Below are 19,403 nucleotides of genomic sequence, written 5' to 3' on the forward strand. Positions count from 1 at the left end.
GGGTCAGTCTCCCGCTTGCCGGTTAGCGGCTTGGGGGTCGCGGATGAAGCGCAGGCACAGCCAGCAGCGCCAGAGCGCCACCGCGACGATGAACAACGAACACAGCACCAGGGAGACATTGATCAGATTCCATGGCACGCCGAGGATGGCGGTACGGCCGGTGGAACGCGACATCACCAGGTAACCGCCCCAGACCATGATACCCATCAGGGCAGCGATGATCAGATGCTGAAGCAGGAAAAGCGCATAGGCGGCACGCGGCTTGAGCCGGCGAACCAGAAAATCCACGGCAATATGTTCGTAGCGGGCGAAGGCCGCCGCCGCACCGACGAATATCAGCCAGATGAAGAGCATGCGCGCCAGTTCGTCGGCCCATGGCAGTGATCGGTTGAACATGGAACGGCCAATGACGTTGGCCGACACCGAAACGATCAGAGCGACCAGAATCGTGGCGATCAGGTGTTCCATGGCCACGGTCAGCCAGCGAAAGGCCGCCGGGCCACGGCGGCCCTCGATATCGAGTTCCAGCGGCTCGCGATTGGGGTCGTCGAGATAGACGCCGGGATCGGCCGGTGGTGGATTGGGCGTGGTCATGCAGCGCTCCGTGCAGGGCAAGGGAAATCCCCTGCCCTGACAAGTCGATCGAAGGGAAGGTTTAGGGGTTGGAGGTGGACTCGACGATGTCCTGGATCTCGGCGATCAGATCCTCACCGATGCGCGGCGCCCACTCGTCATAGACGGGCTGCACGGCCTCTTGGAAGGCGGCGATCTGCTCGTCGTTGAGCCGTGTGATCTGCATGCCCTTCTCTTCGAGCTGTTCGCGCGACCAGTCGTCGTATTCGGTGGCCAATTGGATCTCGTATTCGGCGGATTGACGCGCCGCTTCCTGTACCAGCTCCTGGTATTCCGGCGCCAGGCGCTCCCAGGTGCGCTCGGAAATCATCATGATGAACGGGGTGTAGACGTGACGAGTCTCCGAACCGTAATCCTGTACCTCATGGAAATTGGACGTCAGGATGGTGCTCCAGGGGTTCTCCTGTCCATCGACCACGCCCTGCTCCATGGCCGAGAACAGCTCGCCGAACGCCATCGGCGTGGGGTTCGCGCCCAGGGTCTGCCAGATCGATAGATGCACCGGGTTCTCCATGGTGCGGATGGTCAGGCCGCTGACATCCAGGCCGGCCACGTCTTCGGGCGATTCGACCGGACGAGCGCTGTTGGTGAGCTGACGATAGCCGTTTTCGGAGAAGGCCAGGGCCTTGATGCCGGAGCCTTCGAAGCCGTCTAGCATGCGCTGGGCGGTATCGCTCTGCATGACGGCAATGGCCGCCTCGCGATTGGGCAGCAGGAACGGCAGATCGAAGACCGCCAGTTCCTCGACATAGGTGGTGGCGGGCGAACTGGAGGGATAGGTCATGTCCAGCGAGCCGGTCTGAAGCATCTCCATCATCTGCACGTCGTCGCCCAGCTGGCTGTTGGGGAAGATGTTGACGGTGAGACGTCCATCGGTGCGCTGTTCGAGAATATCGGCAAAATACTGACTGGAGAGATATTGCGGTGAACTCTCGGCCAGGCCGATGCCCATGCGCAAAGTATGGCTGCCGTGGTCTTCCAGCACATCGCCTTCGATGGCGGGCGGATCGGAAAGATCGGGGGTCTGGGCATGAGCGAGGCCCAGGGACAAGGTAGCCGCACCGGCTAGCGTGAGGGTGTTGCGCCAGAATAGGGTCATGGCGGACTCCATTGGACGTTATCGTTGTGAATTTACGCTTCGTCGCATCATCCCGAGCTGCGCAGCTGACGCTCCCGGGGTCGAACGCCGGTTGTTACCGGTAACATTCGATTAGGAAAGGCTAGACAGCCCCTTCTGGGCTGTCAACGCCTATCCGCAGCGCAAATGTTAGACGTTCGTCGCAAGCTACCATGCAGCTTGTCGTGCCGGCTCGAGCACGCCGGCCTCGCGTATGGCACGCCCTATGGCTGCCAGCATCTGCTCGTTGCGGGCCAGGTCGAGTTCGCCACGTACGCAGGCCACGATCACCGCGCGGCGCGCTTCGCTGCCCTGGCCCTGCGTGGCGATGCCCGCATCGCAGGCATGCCGATGCTGGGTACCGGTCTTGTGGGTGAGGCGCACGTCGCGCCCCAGCCCCGCTTTCAGACGTCGCTCACCGCTGGTGGTGCGCGCCATCGTCGCCAGTAGCTCGGCGGTGGTATCCGGTCCCAACGCTCTGCCCTCGGCAATGTCGGCGAACATGTCGCCAATGGCATCGAGACGGCCGCTGTTGAGATCGGTGGCATAGTAACGGCGGTAGGCTTCGTCCAGGCTCGACAGATGCAGGTTCGCCGAGGACAGTCCCAGCCTTTGTTGCAGCCAGGCCAGCCGGGCGTTTTCGTCGTTGCGCTTGCGCAGCTCGATGAAATCCATGCCGCCCAGCGCAAAAGCATCCGGATGCAGGTTGGCATGGACGTGGCGCCGTACGTCGACAAGCGTCGTGATGGGCCCCACTCCGCCCGGAGGCGTCAATTGCCGGACCCGGCGGTTGACGCTTTCCAGCCCCAGGTAGCGAATCAGCATATCGGTGGCGGTGTTGTCACTGACGATCAGCATCGATTCGAGCAGTTGTCGCAGCGTCAACCGACTCCCTGGCGACGCCCAGTTGGTGGCGCCGGCACCGTCCACGTAGTCGCTCCGTTGCACTTCGAGGCGCTCGTTCAACGTCGTCTCCCCCGCCTCTACCCGGGCCATCAGCTCGACGGCTACCGGAACCTTTGTCATCGAAGCCAGGTACCAGAACTCGTCGTCATGCCAGCCGAAGCGCGCGCCATTCCCGAGATCGCGAACATGAACGCCCAGCTTGCCACCGAAACCGGCCTCGAGCAGTGCCAGCCTGGCCTGGAGGCGATTTCCCCAGGCCGGCTCGACACGCAACACCGCGCGTTCGGTCCAGTCCGGCTCGGCCCCTGCCGGCGCAGACGAGGATAGCCATAGGAAACTTGCGCTCAGCAGGCAATGCACGACGCCACGCCACCGGCGATTACGCCACCGCCCTTCCATGCTGCCTCCTCGACTCCAGTCAAGACGCATCACGAACGCTCGCGAAACCAGCGAATGAAAGCGATCCAGCCGGCGGTAAGGGGAATCAATGCCATCCCGATACCCAACACCTGCGGATAGCTGTAGACCTGCCAGGCCTCCATCAGCAAGCGCAAGCCCAGGAAGATCACCACGATATGAAAAATGAAAGCGCGCAGCGCGTCGCTGCCGATCACCGTGATCGGGCGCAGCCAGGCGGCGGCGCGCCCGCCCCCCAACAGGCACAGCGCCAATATCGCCAGCGCGCCGCCGACGCTGAACAGCATGAACGGCGCCTCGGGCGGGTGCTTGCCGGCATTCCACGCCACGGCCGTCAGCGCCTCGTCGAACGTCGTCGTCGTCAGCACCAGCGCCACGAAACCTGCGAGCAGTATCGCCCCCGCGCCGGCCAGCCCGAGTACCAGCCGCCGCCGGGTAGCGGCATCGCCATACCAGCGCAGCACACCCTCGCCGATCAACAGCCCCAGCATGACCAGCGGCAAGCGCGCCAACTGGCCCCAGGTATAGTGATCGGCATCCTCCACCAGGATCGCCTTGAGCGGCTCGATACCCCAGAAATGGAAGTGGCGCTCCAATGCGACAGACAGCGCCCCCACCGCCACGGGCAGCACCAGCCGCGACCAGAGCGGCATGCGATACCACAACGGCAATACCCAGGGCAGCCACAGCAGGGCCAGGGCGTAGAAACCCAGGATTTCGACCCAGATCGGAAAACGCTGGTAGAGCAACGCGGCGACGATGTCCTCGCGCGGAAAGATCGGCAGCATCTCGACAACGGTCAGCGCCTTGTACCAGAACATCACCTCAAGGCCGCGCAACACGAGCTTGAGCCGGCGCCGTGGCCAGTCCGACGTTCCCACCTTGGGCAGGAAGGCGACCGCCAGGGCAATGCCGAAGACCAGGATGAACAGCGACGAGGAGAACTTGGTCAACAAATGAATCGGCACCATTCCCCAGTCGGGCACCTCTGAGAGTCCCAGCAGCCCGCTGACCGCATGACTGAGGATCATCAGCGCGATAGCGATGCCACGGGCCAGGTCGATGGCCTCTACCCGAGCTCGCAGGGGCGGCAGCACCGGCCGCTGCGCAAGCATGCTCAACGGGCTATCTCTCGCACGTTACCGACCTCCTGGCTCACGCCACGATGCAACTGCCCGGCACGAGTGAAGGAGACGGCCTGCCGATCCTGCGCCGCGAAACCGGCGACCCGGATGCGAGAGCCTCCTGGCCACCACGCTTTTTTCCCCGATCGCCTGTCACTCATCTCGCCCCAGGGGGATCGAGAATTCGATGGCGAACCCGTCCGCCCCGCGTTCGTGCAACACGACGCTCGCTTCGTCCAACGGCAGCGGTGCCTCACGGTTCGTTTCCGGCAGGTACAAGAGGAGCCAGTAAGCGCAGAGCAGCGCCATCAGCAGCAACAACAGCCATGAGGCCAACACTCCCATCAGCAGCCTGCGCGCCCTACCACGCCTCGTCTCGGCCTCGCGGGCCTGAATCGCCCGGGCTTCGATGCCTGGGCGGCTGTGCCACTTGCGCCCATGATTCGCTCCCAAACGCCATCGCTCGTCCATGACTTCCCTCCCGAACGTCCGGTTCGTTCCACTCCATGCCGCCTACGCCACCCAGGCAGGGGCAATGAGGCATTCATCAGCATAGGGGCAGCGACGCGCGCTGAACAGTTCGCGGGGATGTCCCGCCCCGCTGGCGCCATCGTCCGCAAGCGCACACACTGGAGCGAAACCGTGAGAGGCGTGTCATGTTCAGATCCGCACTGGTAGTCGGCCATTTCCGAGGCATTCGTCTGGAAGTGCATATCAGTTGGCTCATTATCTTCGTGCTGCTGCTTTCCACCATGAGCACGGGCTTCCAGCGTCTGCAACCCGACTGGACGATGACTACCTCGATCGTCACGGCGCTGGTCACTTCGCTGCTATTCTTCGCCTCGATCGTCGCGCACGAATTGGGGCAAAGCCTGTGATGGACGGGCGTCGTGTCAGCGGTTGGATCGATCGACAGCGCCTGCTGCGGATTATCGAGATTCACATGCAAGTGAAGCGCTGAGAGCCCTTCAGCCGATCGGTTTCCATGCGTTCTGTCATGCGCACCGAATCCCGCTTATTCCTTGGAAGCACGCAAAAGCAGGTTTCGCGGTGTCAGTTCCGGCGCACAGAAGACTCCCAATTCCGTTCGAAAACCCGCCTCTTCCATGCGGCATTGGCGATCCAGAAGCAGCCAGATCTCGAGCGGACGACGAAACACGTGACGCACCAGTTCCAGACGGGCCACTTCGGCCTGACGTCGCCACCCCTCCCGTTCGTAACGCTCCCACATCACGTCGCCACGCAGAGGTATCGACTTGCGCGCAGCCGCCCAACGGCAGAACGCTTCGAAGCTTTGGGGCACTCGGCCATAGGCCAGGCTCGGCACCGGCAGGTAGGCATCAACGCCACGCAGCTGCCGCTGCAACGCATCGAAGCCCAGACGCCAGGCGCTGGCCCGCTCGCGGTTGCGACGCACTCCTTGCGGCGCGGTCACGGTTTCCTGCACGGCCAGGGCGAGATCCTCCCGTGAAAAGGACAGCGCATGCTCGGCGTACAGCGATGCCCCTCGCCGCGAGAGCGGCCGGTAAGTCGCATCCCGGGTGCGCTGGTAGCAGCATGGTGCCAGCGAGACTGAACTCCCCGTGGCCGCAGCCAGCTCGAGCAGGTGCAGATGCAAGTCGCCGCAGGCATGCAATGCCGCCACGTGCGTGCCCGGCCCCAGCCAGCGAGCGGCATCGGATGCCAGCACGTCCTGTTCCTGCATCTGCAGGGCCACGCCTTGGTCGGTCGCGAGTCGGCGCCCTTTCTCGCATAGCGCAGGCTGCCACTCCAGGCCAGTCGCCTCGATGCCATACCGGCGCACCAGTGCGCGCGCCAGATGTCCCTTGCCCGCGCACCACTCCACTACGCTCTCTCCGGGCGATAGTGGCAAACGTCGAACAAAGGCATCGATCTGACGCCACTTGCGCCCCCCAACGTGCCGCCCCCAGGCTTCGGGCAGCGTCGCGCCGGCGGCATCCAGGGAAGGCAGGGCCACCAGCTCGGCAAGCTCGTCGACCGGCAACCAGTCGCGTAGCGGCGAATTCCGCCATGGATCGGCCTGCAGCCGCTCAACTTCGCTCTCCCCAAGGCCGAGCAGGCACTCGGCCAGGCCGGGGTAGCGCTCGCGCCAGGGCAACTGCCGATGCATGAACGGCAAGGGTCGCCAGAGCAGTTGCCATTCGGCCAGGTGCTCGGTGAGACGGCGAAACCGGTAGTCAGTATTCGATTCTGGAGGCTTCGGCATCGAACGCCACCGAAATATCGATGCCCTCATCGAGCGTTGGTGCGTCTTCCAGCGACTTCTGCAGGGCCAGAGAGCCTTCCAACCGACCGGCAACCCGTGCCACGGTGCCTTCGACAGAGAACGCTTTCAGTTCCAGCCGGACGTCACCGCCATCCGAGGTGAACACTGGCGGCATCGGGGAGGTGCCGATCGGATGCAGCACGTCGAGGGCCGTGACCTCACCGTCGACCAGTGTGATGCTGAGCGAGAGCGAATCCAGGTGCTCGATCCTATCCGGTTCGACGAACCCGGTGAGATCGATGGTGTAGTGCTCGCCCTGATCGGTAAAGGTGGCATGGGAGTCGGTGCCCTGACGCAGGATGTGCCACTCTCGCTCTTCGCCGGCGAGCAGGCCCGTGATGCGGCCGGCAAGCTCGAATTCCTCGGGTGTCTCGGCCATGACCGGCATGGCCGCCAACAGCGCTGCCGCCCCCAGCCATTGCGGCTTTCTCCCCGTATCGAACATGGCGCCCCCCTGCGTGTTGACGGTGCGCAAGCTGCGCCACCTGGCGGTCATTCTCGGGGGCGGTCGGCTACCTGACAAGGCCCAATCGCTCGTGCCATTCCGCCAGGCTCTCCTGAGGATAGTGCGAGAAGCACTGGTCGTGCGGTCCGACATGGGGCTCGATCCAGCTGGCCTTGCTGTCGAGCAACAGGTGGACCCGCTCGGGCGGCACGGGCAGCGGCGTGTCGATCGCCGAGGCAAAGGGATGAACGAGTTCCGGCCATCGCGGATCGTAGACCCACAGGGCACTGCCGCAGCGCGAACAGAAGTGGCGTTCGCCCGGGCTCTCCTCGCCCTCGATCAGCGCATGGTAAATCGTTATCTGCTCGCCGCCTTCGACGCTCAGCGTCTCGTAGCGACCGCCGAGATTGATGGCATACCCACCGCCTCCCGCCGTCTTGCGGCAGATGGAACAGTAACAGCGTTGATAGGGGTACGGGTGCGGCGAATCCACTTGAAAGCGCACCGCACCACAGTGGCAGGAACCTTCGAGCAGCATGGCATCCCTCACGATCAGGTTGACAGGTTTCTTCAGCGTAGCGTCTGCTGCGTCGACCGGCCCATTAGCCGAGCAAGTGCGGCTGGAGCCATTGGCGCAGCTGGGTACCCTGCAGCAGGCCCGGCTGGCGAGCGAGTTCCCGGCCTTCGCGAAACACGATCAACGTGGGGATGCTGCGAATGCCGAACTGCCCCGCCAACCCGGGCTCGGCCTCGGTATCGAGCTTGGCGAAGCGCATTCGCGGCTCCAGCTCGCGTGCGGCCTCGGCGAAGGTCGGCGCCATCGCTTTGCACGGGCCGCACCAGTTGGCCCAGAAGTCGACGACCACCGGCATCTCGCTGCGCACGACCAGAGCGTGGAAATTGCCACCGGTCAGCTCCGCCGGCTCGCCGTTGAACAGTGCCTGCTTGCATTTGCCGCAACGCGGCCCGTCGTCCAAGCGGGCCTGGACGACGCGATTGACGGCGCCGCAGCGGGGGCAGCCGAGAGTCAGGGAATCGGACATGTCGGAGAGGCTCCCATTGCTGGAAACGTAGGAAGATCGTCCTAAGATGGCGCTTATGCCGCGAGCCATCAAGCGGCGTGACTGCCTGGCCTGCCAGTGCCTGGCCGGCCTTACGCTCGCAAGCGACGAAATGCTAGGGTTGGGGCCATGCAAACCGGTTTCGACGAAAGGACATTGCGATGATCGATCTCTGGACCTGGACCACGCCCAACGGCCGCAAGGTCTCGATCCTGCTGGAGGAGCTCGGTCTACCCTATCGAGTCCATCCGGTGGATATCACCCAGGGCGAACAATGGGCTCCTGCGTTTCTTGAAATCAGCCCCAATAACAAGATTCCCGCCATCCGCGATGACGAGGCCGACATGGCATTGATGGAATCGGGGGCGATCATGATCTATCTGGCCGAGAAGACCGGACGCTTCCTGCCCACCGACCCCGAAGGCCGCTATCGCACCCTGGAGTGGCTAATGTGGCAGATGGGCGGCGCGGGTCCCATGCTCGGCCAGGCTCACCATTTCCTCCAGTTCAACCCGGGGAAGGCCCCTTATGCGGAAGAGCGCTTCCATCAGGAGGCACAACGCCTGTATGACGTGCTGAACACTCGACTGGCCGGTCACGATTACGTGGCGGGCGACGACTACACCATCGCCGACATGGCCATCTGGCCGTGGGTGTCGCGCTACGCGTGGCAGCGCATCGACCTCGATCGCTACCCTCACGTGAAGCGCTGGTACGTCGCCATCGCCGAGCGGCCGGCCGTCCAGCGCGGCTACCACTGCCCCAACAAGGTCAACGAGATTCCGCTGCCTTAGCCAACCGAGTGCCGCCACACAGCCAACCTCGAGGAGATGACATCATGGGGCGTCTACTCTCACTTGTTCTGATTGCCGGCCTCGCCTATGGCGGTCTTTATATCTATTACGGCGTGATCGTGGAGGATGCGATCGAGGCACAACTCGAGCGTCGCGGCCTGACTGCCGTGGAGGTGGAGCAGATCGATTACGGTTTCATGGCTCCGCTGAGCAACGAAGCGACGATTTCCGCCGAGCTCGACTATCGCGGCGCCGAAGCCACCGTCACCGTGCGCCTCGAAGGTCATCCGCTATTCTCGGACGAAATACGCATCCAGTTGGAAGGGCTGCAGGCGTTGCGGCTTCGCTTCGGAGAGAATGAATAAGCCCCCGGGTCGTCGTGTTATGATGCCGACTTTCCCTTCCTCTCATTCCGACAGCGACAGGAGCACATCATGGCCCAGGCAACCGCACGGCATATTCTGGTGGATAGCGAAGCGCAATGTGAGGCTCTCAAGGCCGAGATCGAGGGCGGTCGCGATTTCGCCGACGTGGCACGCGAGCACTCCTCCTGCCCCTCCGGTCGTCAGGGTGGCGATTTGGGCAGCTTCGGCCCGGGGCAGATGGTTCGCGAATTCGACGACGTGGTCTTCTCCGGTGAGCTGAACAAGGTACACGGCCCGGTGAAGACCCAATTCGGCTACCATCTGCTGGAAATTACCAGCCGCAGCTGATCCGGCCCAGGCCCCGTTCCGCTCGAAAACGCCGCCGTGCCCGTCACGGCGGCGTTTTCGCGCCGGCTTGCCTAGAGACGAAAGTCAGCGCTGCGTCAACGGCACAGTGGGTGTCACCGCGCTCTCTGTACTCCCAGTGGCGGGAGGGGTGGCTGAGATACGCACCGCTCTCCGGCAAGCGTTAGGATAGTGGCTGACGCTCTCTCAGCACACGGGACACCTCATGACCTTAACGACTCCTTCTTCGCACACCCTGGCGGGGCACGGCGCCAATGGCGGTGGCGAACCCGGCACGCCGGTCATCCATGTCGAGAAGCTCTCCAAGATCTACGGCGACGGCTTCCAGGCGTTGAAGGAAGTCGACCTGACGATTCGCCGCGGCGAGATCTTCGCCCTCCTCGGCCCCAATGGCGCCGGCAAGACCACGCTGATCAGCGCGATCTGCGGCCTGGTCAACGCCAGCAGCGGCCGAGTGCTGGTCGACGGGCACGACAACGTGGCTCAGTACCGTCAGGCGCGCGAGCGCATCGGGCTGGTGCCCCAAGAGCTGACCAACGAAGCCTTCACTACGGTCTGGGATACGGTCAGCTTCAGCCGGGGCCTGTTCGGCAAGCCCAAGGACCCGGCCCATATCGAGAACGTGTTGCGCGCCCTGACCTTATGGGACAAGCGCGACAACCGATTGTTGGAGCTCTCGGGCGGCATGAAGCGCCGTGTCCTGATTGCCAAGGCGCTGTCGCATCAGCCGCAGGTGCTGTTTCTCGACGAACCCACCGCCGGGGTCGACGTGGAACTGCGCCGCGAGATGTGGGAGGTGGTGCGTGGCCTGCGCGACCAGGGCGTAACGATCATCCTCACCACCCACTACATCGAGGAGGCCGAGGAGATGGCCGATCGCATCGGCGTGATCCGCCGGGGCGAACTGGTGCTGGTGGAAGAGAAGAACGCGCTGATGCAACAGCTCGGGCGCAAGGAGCTCACCCTTCACCTGGCGACTCCGCTGGATGGCGTGCCCGCGACGCTGGCCGGCCACGATCTGGCGCTGGCGGAAGATGGCCATGCGCTGGTGTACACCTACGACGTCACACGCCTGGATGAAGGCACCGGCATTGCCGGGCTGCTGGCCGATCTGGAAGCGACCGGCATCCGCGTCAAGGACCTGCATACGCGGCAGAGCTCACTGGAAGAGATCTTCGTCAACCTGGTCAGGGGGAATGCATGAATCTACAGTCGATCAAGACCCTCTACCTGGCCGAAATGGCCCGCAGCCTACGTACCGTGCTGCAGAGCATCGTCTCGCCGGTGGTCTCCACCTCGCTCTACTTCGTGGTGTTCGGCGCCGCCATTGGCTCGCGCATCAGCGAGGTCGACGGCGTGAGCTACGGCGCTTTCATCGTGCCCGGGCTGATCATGCTGATGCTGCTGACCCAGAGTGTTTCCACCGCCTCGTTCGGGATCTTCTTTCCCCGCTTTTCCGGCTCGATCTACGAGATTCTTTCGGCGCCGATCTCCTACCTTGAGATCGTGCTCGGCTTTGTCGGTGCCGCCGCGACAAAGTCGGTCATCCTGGGGTTGATCGTACTCGCCACCGCGCGGCTGTTCGTGCCCTTCTCGATCGCGCATCCGCTGGTCATGCTGCTGTTCCTGGTGCTCACCGCGCTGACCTTCAGCCTACTCGGCTTCATCATCGGCATCTGGGCCGATGGCTTCGAGAAACTGCAGCTGGTGCCGCTGCTGATCGTCACGCCGCTCACCTTCCTCGGCGGCACCTTCTATTCCATCGACATGCTGCCGCCCTTCTGGCAATCGCTGACGCTACTCAACCCGGTGGTCTATCTGGTCAGCGGATTTCGTTGGAGCTTCTACGGCAGTGGCGACGTCAGCATCTGGGCCAGCCTCGGTACCATCGCGTTGTTCCTGGGCGCTGCCCTGGCGGTGGTCAACTGGATATTCAGAACCGGCTATCGGCTCAAACCGTGAGCCGCATATGTTGGGCCGATACTGGCGCAATCCGGTTTTATTGACCATCCTTCAGCCTATGCTCGCATCGATGCTCATGGACCGGAAGTCCAGCACTTATTGCAAGCCAGTGTTTCGCAAGGATAAAGCGCTTCCGATCGGTACCCTGCGGAGTCGCGCGCATAACAATGACCGACTGATGGCACCGTAGATTCCACCTGTTGCCCCGGTGCCCTTCTTGCAAGGGACAAACGAATGACGTTTGGCAGGACTGAGGCGAGAGCTTCGCTCGACTGGCGCAACGAGTTTCGCGACTCGCTGCTGGAATCCCGCTATCGCGATGCCATGCGGGTACAGGACGAACAGCAGTTGCGCCATGCGCTATGGCTGATCGCTGCCATCTTCCTTTCTCTCTGCCTGGCGGATTACGCCCTGCGGGTTCCCGGCGATACCCACCCGGCGCTCTGGACCCTGCGCATCGCCATTGCGCTGAGCTGCGTGGCGTTGACGCTCGTCATGACTCGCCGCCTTGTGCGAGCTTACTTTCCCCTCCTGCTCAATATGCTGTATTTCTTCGGCATCAGCAGCCTGCTCGCGACCATAGCGCTCCAGCCCGAGCCTCCCGCCCTGCATATCACCACCGCAGTGATGGCGAGCATGACGATCTATCTGCTGGTTCCCAATCGGCTGCCCTGGCCCCTGCTCTGGAATGGTTACCTGGCAGCCGGCTTCGTGGCGATGATGTCGCGGCACTCGCTCCCCCCCGGAATGATGACGACTGGCCTGTTGCTGCTGGGCTTCGCCAATTTGGTGGGCGGTTGGAGCCTCGTTCGCATCCATCGCCTGCAGCGCAAGCAGTACGCCTTGTGGCGAGAAGAGCACGAAACCAACCGCAAGCTGCAGGTCGAGATCGAGGAGCGTCGACTGCTCGAAGTCCAACTGCGGCACTTGGCCAGTACCGATCCGCTCACCGGCATCGCCAATCGGCGACGCTTTTTCGAGCTGGCCGAGCGCGAGCTGAGCCGCGCTCATCGCGAGCAGAGCCCGCTGGCGATCTGTATGGTCGATATCGATCTGTTCAAGTCGCTCAACGACCACCATGGCCATGCGGTTGGCGACCTGGTGCTGACCACCGTCGCGGCATGCTGCGTCTCGGTGCTGCGCGATACTGACATTGTCGGCCGTTACGGCGGTGAAGAATTCGTCATCGCCCTGCCCCAGGCCGATCTCGAAACGGCAACCCAGGTCGCCGAGCGTCTACGCCAACGGGTCACTTCCCTGCGACTTCCCATGCTCGATGACGATGCGCGGCTTTCCGTCACCGTGGGCATCAGCCAGGTCGAGCCCGGCGACACCCGGCTCGAACCCGCCCTGCAGCGAGCCGATGAAGCGCTCTACAAGGGCAAGGCCCGCGGCCGAAACTGCGTGATGGTGGCCGGCGCTTCGCCATCGCAGCTCACCGCGCAGGTCTGAGACGCCGGTCGTACGGGTTGAACTCGAAGGACATGCGGGTATCATCGCTTCCTCGCCCTGCACAGGGTTCTTTCCCGCGCTCCTTCTATAGCGAAGACATCATGCCGATTCTGCACAGCGTCATTCATCGCATCGACAAGGCCTCGAGCGACCAGCCGGCCACCTTGCACGCGGCGAGTTCCGAGCTGCCGGGCTCGGACAGGATGGAGGCGTTGCTGGCCGCCTTTCACGAGGCCTACCACGGCAAGACCAAGTCTTGGGGGCATTTCCGAGCGGGAGAGGATGGCGAAACCCAGCAGGCGTTCGTACAGGCATTGGAGGATTACCTGGAGGCCCGCAGCGACTTCGTCGCCTTCACACGAGACATCGCCGGACGCCTGTTGCCACTGATCGATGCCCATCTCTCGCTGTCGGGCCACCTGCTGTTCGTCGACTACCGCCAGGGCGACACCCACTACCTGAGCCTGGCGCTTCTGCACCATCGCGAAGGCTTCGGCATCGCATCGTCGCTCGAACCGATCGCAGCGCCTCAGCTCAACCTGGCGCGAATGAGCCTGGCCGCGCGCCTCAACCTGACCCAATGGCGCGACGGCGCCGCCTCCCGGCATTATCTCTCCTGGGTGCACGATCGCGGCGGAAGGAAGCTCGCCGAAGAGATGGCCGAGCTGATGGGAGCCACGGAGGGCATCGACGCCACCGGCGAAACCCGCACCCTGCTCAAGGCGTTCAGCGATTACGTAGAGCAGGAGGACTTGCCGGAAGAGGAGAGTCGGGAGAAGACCGAAGCGCTAATCGACTACGCCAACGACCAGGCCCGGCGCGGCGAACCGATCACTTTGGAGGAACTCTCGGAACTGCTCGACGAACAGCAGCCCAAGGCATTCTACGAGCATATTCGTAACGCCGATTACGGACTCTCTCCCGAGATTCCGCCGGACAAGCGCACCCTGCGGCAGTTCCGCCGTTTCACCGGACGCGCCGGTGGCGTTTCGATCAGCTTCGATTCCCACCTGCTCGGCTCCAGCATCGAGTACGACGAAACCCAGGACCGGCTGATCATCAAGCAAGTGCCCAAGCAATTGAAGGAACAGCTCAAGCAGCGCCAGGGGTGATCCTCGCGTTACTCGATGCCCTGGGCTACCTCTGCCGCCGCCAGCCATTCGCGAAAAACCTGCTGGCCACGCTGCTTGAGCCCTGGGCCGAAGCGCTTCGCCTGCTCTCGCAGCCTCACCGGGTCCCTCTCGGCGGCGGCCAGTTCAGCGGCATGACCGATCAACCACGGCTCGATATGCGCCGGATCGACTTCCAGGTGAAACTGCAACCCTAGCACATGCTTACCCACGGCAAAGGCCTGGTGCGCACAGGGGTGGCTGTAGGCCAGCCGGGTCGCTCCTGGGGGCGTCTCGAACATATCGCCGTGCCAGTGAAGCACCGTGTCAGGGTTACCGATATGGCGAAGCGGCCCCTCCTGTCCTTCACGGGTCAGGCTGAGGTCGGCGAAGCCGATTTCCTTTTCCGGCATGGGGAATACCCGCCCCCCCAGGGCCCGGGCGATCAGTTGCGCCCCCATGCAGATGCCCAGTAGCGGCCGGCCCGAGTCGAGCCGATGCCGGATGGCATCCAGCTCCGCGGTGAGAAACGGGTACAAGGCCTCGTCGTTGGCACCTATCGGCGCGCCGAGAATCACCATCAATTCGGGGCTGTCGACATCCAGTGCCTCGAGGGCATCGGACCCCAGCAGGCCCGGGTCGAGGTAGCGGATGCGATAGCCGAACTCCTCGAGGACCGGTTCGAAGATACCCAAATCCTCGAAAGCGACATGGCGAATGGCAACGACACTCTTCATCTAGCGGAAACTCCCTTTCATCGAAGCGGCTCGCCACCGAAACGACACACTCAAACGACGCTATCGCAACGGTGAGATGCCAGACACGAAAGCGCACGCCGATACTTGAACGCTACATTGCCGCGGCGCGATTCACTTGATGTTGTACAGAGCATGGCACGAAGCGACAAGTCGAGTTTGCCGTACCGGCCCCAACCCGACTAGCTTGAATCAGTGCCATGCATCGTGATGCGTCTTTATGGAGCTCGGAGGGAACCCTAGTCATGCCAGACAAGGATGCGGCTACCCAGGAGAAACCGCTGGTCATCATCACGGGGGCCTCGGGCGGTGTGGGAACGGCCCTGACCCGTAGTCTCAATCGTGATTACCGGATCATCGCCCTCGACAGGAACAAGGCGGAGGAGGCCGATGAGAGCTACGAGTTCGACCTCACCGATGTCGACTCGACCAAGCAAGCGCTGGATCGGATAGCCGAACGTCACGGACGCGATATTGCCGCCGTGGTTCACCTCGCCGCCTACTTCGACTTCACCGGCGAAGAGTCGCCCCTGTACGAAAAGGTCAACGAACAGGGCACGCGAAACCTGCTCGACGCACTGAAAGACCTGAACGTGGAGCGCTTCATCTACTCCAGCACCATGCTGGTCCACGAACCCCAGGTACCGGGGCGAAGGATCACCGAAGAGACGCCGATCGCGCCTACCTGGGCTTATCCTAAATCGAAGGCAAGGACCGAGGCGGTGATCCGGGAGCATGCCGCCATGCCTTATACGTTGCTGCGCCTGGCCGGCATGTACGATGAGAAGACCAGCGTGCCTACGCTATCGCACCAGATCGCGCGTATCTACGAACATACCTTCAAGAGCCACTTCTATTCCGGCAACACCAATGCCGGGCAGGCCTGTGTGCATAAGGAGGATATGATTGATGCCTTCCGTCGCACCATCGATCGGCGCCGTGAACTGCCGCGGGAGAATGAAATCCTCATCGGCGAGGAGCACGCCGTCAGTTATGAAGCATTGCAGAACCGGCTGGGCGAGCTGATCCACGGCAAGAAGACGTGGAAGACCGTGGTGATGCCCAAGCCGCTGGCCAAGACCGGTGCCCTGCTCGAGGAGAAGAGCGAGCCCCTGGTACCGGACGATTTCGACAAGGGCGAGAAACCTTTCATACGGCCGTTCATGATCGACATGGCCGACGACCACTACGAACTCGACATCCGCCGCGCCCGGGAGCAGCTGGGTTGGGAACCCCGCCACGAGGTCTTCAACACGCTCGAAGCCATGGTCGACAACCTGCTCGCCGATCCCCACGGCTGGTATCGGGCCAACGGCATCACCCCGCCCGATTGGGTCGAGGAAGCCGAGGAGAAGGGTCAGAACCCCGAGCGAGTGCTGGAACAGTACCAGGCTCACAGCCAACGGCAGCACTTTCAGTTTCTATGGGCGCACTTCTTCAATATTGCCCTCGGGATATGGCTGGTTGTCTCGCCACCGATCCTGGGCTATGGCGGTGGCATGGCTTACAGCGACATCGGTGCCGGGCTGCTGCTGGCCGTGTTCGGCGCCATCTCGCTGTCGCGGCAGCATGCCTGGGCACGCTGGTTATGCGCCGTCATCGGTCTGTGGGTGATGTTCGCTCCTCTGGTCTTCTGGAGCGAAAGCGCGGCCGCCTACCTCAACGGCACTATCGTCGGCACCCTGGCCATCGGCTTCTCGGCCCTGGTGCGGCCGATGCCCGGTATGTCGCCCGCAGCGGCGATGACCGGCCCGACCACCCCGCCCGGCTGGAACAACAACCCCTCGAGTTGGTTCCAGCGCATGCCGATCATCGCCCTGGCGTTCATCGGCTTCTTCGTGTCGCGCTACCTGGCCGCCTATCAGCTAGGGCATATCGACGCCGTATGGGATCCGTTCTTCGACGGCACCCGCGGCGGGCTCAACGGCACCGAGGACATCATTACCTCCGCGGCCTCCGAGGCATGGCCGGTGCCGGACGCGGGGCTGGGCGGCATCGTCTACATGCTGGAGATCCTGCTCGGCTTCATCGGCGCCGCCAATCGCTGGCGCACCATGCCCTGGATCGTGGCCTCGTTCGGTGTGCTGATCGTGCCACTGGGGGTCGTGTCGGTGACCTTCATCATCATCCAGCCGATCCTGATCGGCACCTGGTGCACGCTGTGCCTGATCCAGGCCGGCGCGATGTTGCTGCAGATCGCCTATGCCTTCAACGAATTCGTCGCCACCGGGGAGTTCCTCAGGCGTCGCCACAGGGCCGGCGCGCCGGTGCTCAAGATCTTCTTTACCGGGGACACCGACGAAGGCCCCAACGAAGGCGTCAGGGAAAACTTTCAGCGCAAGCCGCAGGCCATTATCGGCGATGCGCTATCCACCGGGGTGAACCTGCCCTGGAACCTGGCGCTTTGCCTGCTGATAGGCACCTGGTTGATGTTCACGCGCGTGACGTTCGGCGCCGAAGGCACCCTGGCCAACTGGGATCACCTGATCGGCGCGCTGATCATCACCGTGGCCGTGGTCGCCATGGCCGAATCGGCACGCCCGGCACGTTGGCTGTTCATTCCACTCGGCGCCATGCTGTTCTTGACCCCGTTCCTGCATGGCGCCGACATGCCGGCCCTGTTCAACAGCCTGGCCTGCGGTGCCGCAGTGATCGCGCTCAGCTTGCGCCGCGGGCCGATTCACGGTGAGTACGGACGCTGGAGCCGGCTACTGGTCTGACATCGCGGCCAGTCGCCCTCCTGGAGGCGCCTGGCCGCATGCAGCGTCAGGTCGGCGCTGGTATCGTGACGGGATGCCTGCCACGAGCGACAGAACCGATGACCTCACGTCCCGACCCCACGGTCTTGCTGCGACTGCTTGCGCTGCTGGCCCCTTATCGTGCCCGGCTGGCAATCGCCGCCCTGGCGCTACTGGCGGCGTCCGCCAGCGTATTGCTTCTCGGCCAGGGGCTGCGCCTGGTGATCGACCAAGGTTTCCTGGCCGAGAACGCCACACGGCTCAACCAAACCCTCGCCCTCATGCTGCTCGTCGTGAGTGTGCTGGCCGCCGCCTCGGCGCTGCGTTACTACCTGGTAAGCTGGATCGGCGAGCGGCTGGCGGCTGATCTGCGCTGCCGGGTATACGACCATCTGCTCGACCTCGAGCCGGCCTTCTTCGAAAGCGCGGCCCACCGTGACCGTGGGCCCGCCGAGATCGCCTCCCGCCTGACCACCGACACCAGCGTGCTGCAGACGCTGTTCGGCTCGTCGATCTCGCTGGCACTACGCAACCTGGTGATGCTACTCGGCGCCGTGGCGTTGATGCTGGTCACCCAGCCGTGGCTCTCGGCTCTGGTGCTGATCGGCATTCCCGTCACGGTGCTGCCGATCCTGTGGTTCGGCCGTCGGGTACGCCGTTTATCGCGTCACAGCCAGGATCGAGTGGCCGAACTCGGCCGCTACGCCAGCGAGACCCTCGCCGGCATTCGCACCGTGCAGGCGTTCACTCACGAGGACATCGACCGACATCACTACGAAGAACGCGTCGAGCAAGCTTTCGCTACCGCTGTGGTACGCACCCGCCAGCGCGCCTGGCTCACCGGAGCGTCCATGTTAGCGGTGTTCGCCGCCGTGGGCTTGATGCTGTGGCAAGGCGGCCAGGCGGTCCTGGCCGGCGAGATGAGCGCGGGAGAGCTTTCGGCCTTCGTCTTCTATGCAGTGCTTGCCGCCGGTGCAGTGGCCACCCTGGCCGAAGTCGCTGGCGACGTACAGCGGGCAGCCGGCGCCGCCGAACGGCTGCTGGAGCTGCTCGACGCCGAGCCGGGTATACGCCCCCCGGACGAGCCGACTCCCCTGCCCTCGCCACTGCGCGGCGAAATTCGCCTGGAGAGCGTGAGCTTCGCTTACCCTGGCCGAAACGCCCCTGCCCTCGAGGCACTCGATCTGTGGATCCGCCCCGGCGAGCGTATCGCCCTGGTAGGACCCTCGGGTGCCGGCAAGAGCACCTTGCTGGGATTGCTATTGCGCTTTCACGACCCCGACCGTGGGCGAATCACCCTTGATGACATCGACCTGTGCGAATTCGATCCGCGACAGCTCCGCGCCCGCATGGGCCTGGTCGCCCAGGAGCCGGTACTGTTCACTGGCACGGTGGCCGATAACCTGCGCTACGGCAAACCCGACGCCACGCTCGACGAGCTGCGCGCTGCGGTCCGCGATGCCAATGCCCTAGGATTCGTCGAGACCCTGCCCCACGGTTTCGACACCCCGCTCGGCCCTGGCGGCGTACAGCTCTCCGGCGGCCAGCGTCAGCGCCTGGCGATTGCTCGGGCGCTGCTCAAGAATCCCCGTATTCTGCTACTCGACGAAGCGACCAGCGCGCTCGACGCCGAAAGCGAGCGCCTGGTGCAGCAGGCCCTGGATCGGCTGATGGCCGGCCGCACCAGTCTGGTCATCGCCCACCGTTTGGCCACGGTGACTGCTGCCGACCGCCTGTTGGTATTCGACGAGGGCCAACTGGTGGCCGCGGGGCGACACCTGGACCTGCTCGAAACCAGCCCGCTCTACCGCCACCTGGCGAACTTGCAGTTCGGCCGGCACAGGGAAGAAGCCTGAGCGAAGATCGCCGACG

The 19,403-nt window shown here is 63.6% G+C and carries 20 protein-coding genes; 10 read left to right on the forward strand and 10 right to left on the reverse strand.

Translation table 11 applies throughout. The annotated features are described in order from the left end of the window. Window positions 1–3 precede the first annotated feature (3 nt). The 5 genes from F0A17_RS05690 to F0A17_RS05710 form a co-directional block, all read right to left on the reverse strand. Window positions 4–594, reverse strand: coding sequence for a TRAP transporter small permease (locus F0A17_RS05690; RefSeq protein ID WP_149327373.1), 591 nt, complete (start codon window positions 592–594; stop codon window positions 4–6). A gap of 61 nt (window positions 595–655) precedes the next feature. After that, the gene (locus F0A17_RS05695) at window positions 656–1,732 is read right to left on the reverse strand and encodes a TRAP transporter substrate-binding protein (RefSeq protein WP_149327374.1); all 1,077 of its coding nucleotides are present in this window, start codon (window positions 1,730–1,732) and stop codon (window positions 656–658) included. Window positions 1,733–1,918: 186 nt separating this feature from the next. After that, on the reverse strand, window positions 1,919–3,055 hold the full coding sequence (locus F0A17_RS05700; RefSeq protein ID WP_187774630.1) for a serine hydrolase: 1,137 nt from the start codon (window positions 3,053–3,055) through the stop codon (window positions 1,919–1,921). A 29-nt stretch (window positions 3,056–3,084) separates the two neighbouring features. Further along, entirely contained in the window at window positions 3,085–4,188 is a 1,104-nt protein-coding gene (locus F0A17_RS05705; protein ID WP_149327439.1) for a heparan-alpha-glucosaminide N-acetyltransferase domain-containing protein, read from the reverse strand. 162 nt (window positions 4,189–4,350) lie between these two features. Next, entirely contained in the window at window positions 4,351–4,668 is a 318-nt protein-coding gene (locus F0A17_RS05710) for a hypothetical protein (protein WP_149327376.1), read from the reverse strand. Window positions 4,669–4,853: 185 nt separating this feature from the next. Here F0A17_RS05710 and F0A17_RS05715 point away from each other — a divergent pair, with 185 nt between their 5' ends. Then, window positions 4,854–5,075, forward strand: a complete 222-nt coding sequence (locus F0A17_RS05715; protein ID WP_187774631.1) for a zinc metalloprotease — start codon at window positions 4,854–4,856, stop codon at window positions 5,073–5,075. Window positions 5,076–5,212: 137 nt separating this feature from the next. Here F0A17_RS05715 and F0A17_RS05720 read toward each other — a convergent pair whose 3' ends face one another. From F0A17_RS05720 to trxC, 4 genes are all read right to left on the reverse strand, one after another. Next, a complete protein-coding gene (locus tag F0A17_RS05720; protein WP_149327377.1) occupies window positions 5,213–6,424 on the reverse strand; it encodes a methyltransferase in 1,212 nt (403 codons plus the stop codon). Beyond that, on the reverse strand, window positions 6,396–6,959 hold the full coding sequence (locus tag F0A17_RS05725; protein ID WP_149327378.1) for a hypothetical protein: 564 nt from the start codon (window positions 6,957–6,959) through the stop codon (window positions 6,396–6,398). Before F0A17_RS05725 ends, F0A17_RS05720 begins: the two co-directional genes overlap by 29 nt. Window positions 6,960–6,996: 37 nt before the next feature. Then, window positions 6,997–7,467, reverse strand: coding sequence for a GFA family protein (locus F0A17_RS05730; protein ID WP_149327379.1), 471 nt, complete (start codon window positions 7,465–7,467; stop codon window positions 6,997–6,999). A gap of 64 nt (window positions 7,468–7,531) precedes the next feature. Further along, a complete protein-coding gene (gene trxC / locus F0A17_RS05735; RefSeq protein ID WP_149327380.1) occupies window positions 7,532–7,972 on the reverse strand; it encodes a thioredoxin TrxC in 441 nt (146 codons plus the stop codon). Between the two features lie 179 nt (window positions 7,973–8,151). Here trxC and F0A17_RS05740 point away from each other — a divergent pair, with 179 nt between their 5' ends. The 7 genes from F0A17_RS05740 to yejK all read left to right on the forward strand — a co-directional run bounded on the left by F0A17_RS05740 (window position 8,152) and on the right by yejK (window position 14,041). Further along, on the forward strand, window positions 8,152–8,784 hold the full coding sequence (locus tag F0A17_RS05740) for a glutathione S-transferase N-terminal domain-containing protein (RefSeq protein WP_149327381.1): 633 nt from the start codon (window positions 8,152–8,154) through the stop codon (window positions 8,782–8,784). Window positions 8,785–8,828: 44 nt separating this feature from the next. Further along, entirely contained in the window at window positions 8,829–9,149 is a 321-nt protein-coding gene (locus F0A17_RS05745; protein ID WP_149327382.1) for a hypothetical protein, read from the forward strand. A gap of 69 nt (window positions 9,150–9,218) precedes the next feature. Continuing rightward, window positions 9,219–9,497 (forward strand): peptidylprolyl isomerase, encoded by a 279-nt coding sequence (locus F0A17_RS05750; protein ID WP_149327383.1) that lies wholly within the window; start codon window positions 9,219–9,221, stop codon window positions 9,495–9,497. A gap of 223 nt (window positions 9,498–9,720) precedes the next feature. After that, window positions 9,721–10,719, forward strand: a complete 999-nt coding sequence (locus F0A17_RS05755) for an ABC transporter ATP-binding protein (protein WP_228716822.1) — start codon at window positions 9,721–9,723, stop codon at window positions 10,717–10,719. Then, window positions 10,716–11,477: an ABC transporter permease gene (locus tag F0A17_RS05760; protein ID WP_149327384.1), complete on the forward strand. Its 762-nt coding sequence runs from the start codon at window positions 10,716–10,718 to the stop codon at window positions 11,475–11,477. The genes F0A17_RS05755 and F0A17_RS05760 overlap by 4 nt, the downstream gene beginning before the upstream one ends. Window positions 11,478–11,711: 234 nt before the next feature. Next, window positions 11,712–12,929 (forward strand): GGDEF domain-containing protein, encoded by a 1,218-nt coding sequence (locus tag F0A17_RS05765; RefSeq protein ID WP_149327385.1) that lies wholly within the window; start codon window positions 11,712–11,714, stop codon window positions 12,927–12,929. Window positions 12,930–13,030: 101 nt separating this feature from the next. Beyond that, the gene (gene yejK, locus F0A17_RS05770) at window positions 13,031–14,041 is read left to right on the forward strand and encodes a nucleoid-associated protein YejK (protein ID WP_149327386.1); all 1,011 of its coding nucleotides are present in this window, start codon (window positions 13,031–13,033) and stop codon (window positions 14,039–14,041) included. 8 nt (window positions 14,042–14,049) lie between these two features. On the opposite strand, the gene F0A17_RS05775 is transcribed toward yejK, so the two are convergent. Continuing rightward, window positions 14,050–14,775, reverse strand: a complete 726-nt coding sequence (locus F0A17_RS05775; RefSeq protein ID WP_149327387.1) for a glutamine amidotransferase — start codon at window positions 14,773–14,775, stop codon at window positions 14,050–14,052. A 263-nt stretch (window positions 14,776–15,038) separates the two neighbouring features. On the opposite strand from F0A17_RS05775, the gene F0A17_RS05780 reads away from it, so the two are divergent. Next, window positions 15,039–17,513 (forward strand): NAD-dependent epimerase/dehydratase family protein, encoded by a 2,475-nt coding sequence (locus tag F0A17_RS05780; RefSeq protein ID WP_149327388.1) that lies wholly within the window; start codon window positions 15,039–15,041, stop codon window positions 17,511–17,513. A 98-nt stretch (window positions 17,514–17,611) separates the two neighbouring features. Beyond that, window positions 17,612–19,387, forward strand: coding sequence for an ABC transporter transmembrane domain-containing protein (locus F0A17_RS05785; protein ID WP_149327389.1), 1,776 nt, complete (start codon window positions 17,612–17,614; stop codon window positions 19,385–19,387). The last annotated feature ends 16 nt before the right edge of the window (window positions 19,388–19,403 follow it).

It is taken from the genome of Billgrantia pellis (assembly GCF_008297955.1).
GTDB lineage: Bacteria > Pseudomonadota > Gammaproteobacteria > Pseudomonadales > Halomonadaceae > Halomonas > Halomonas pellis.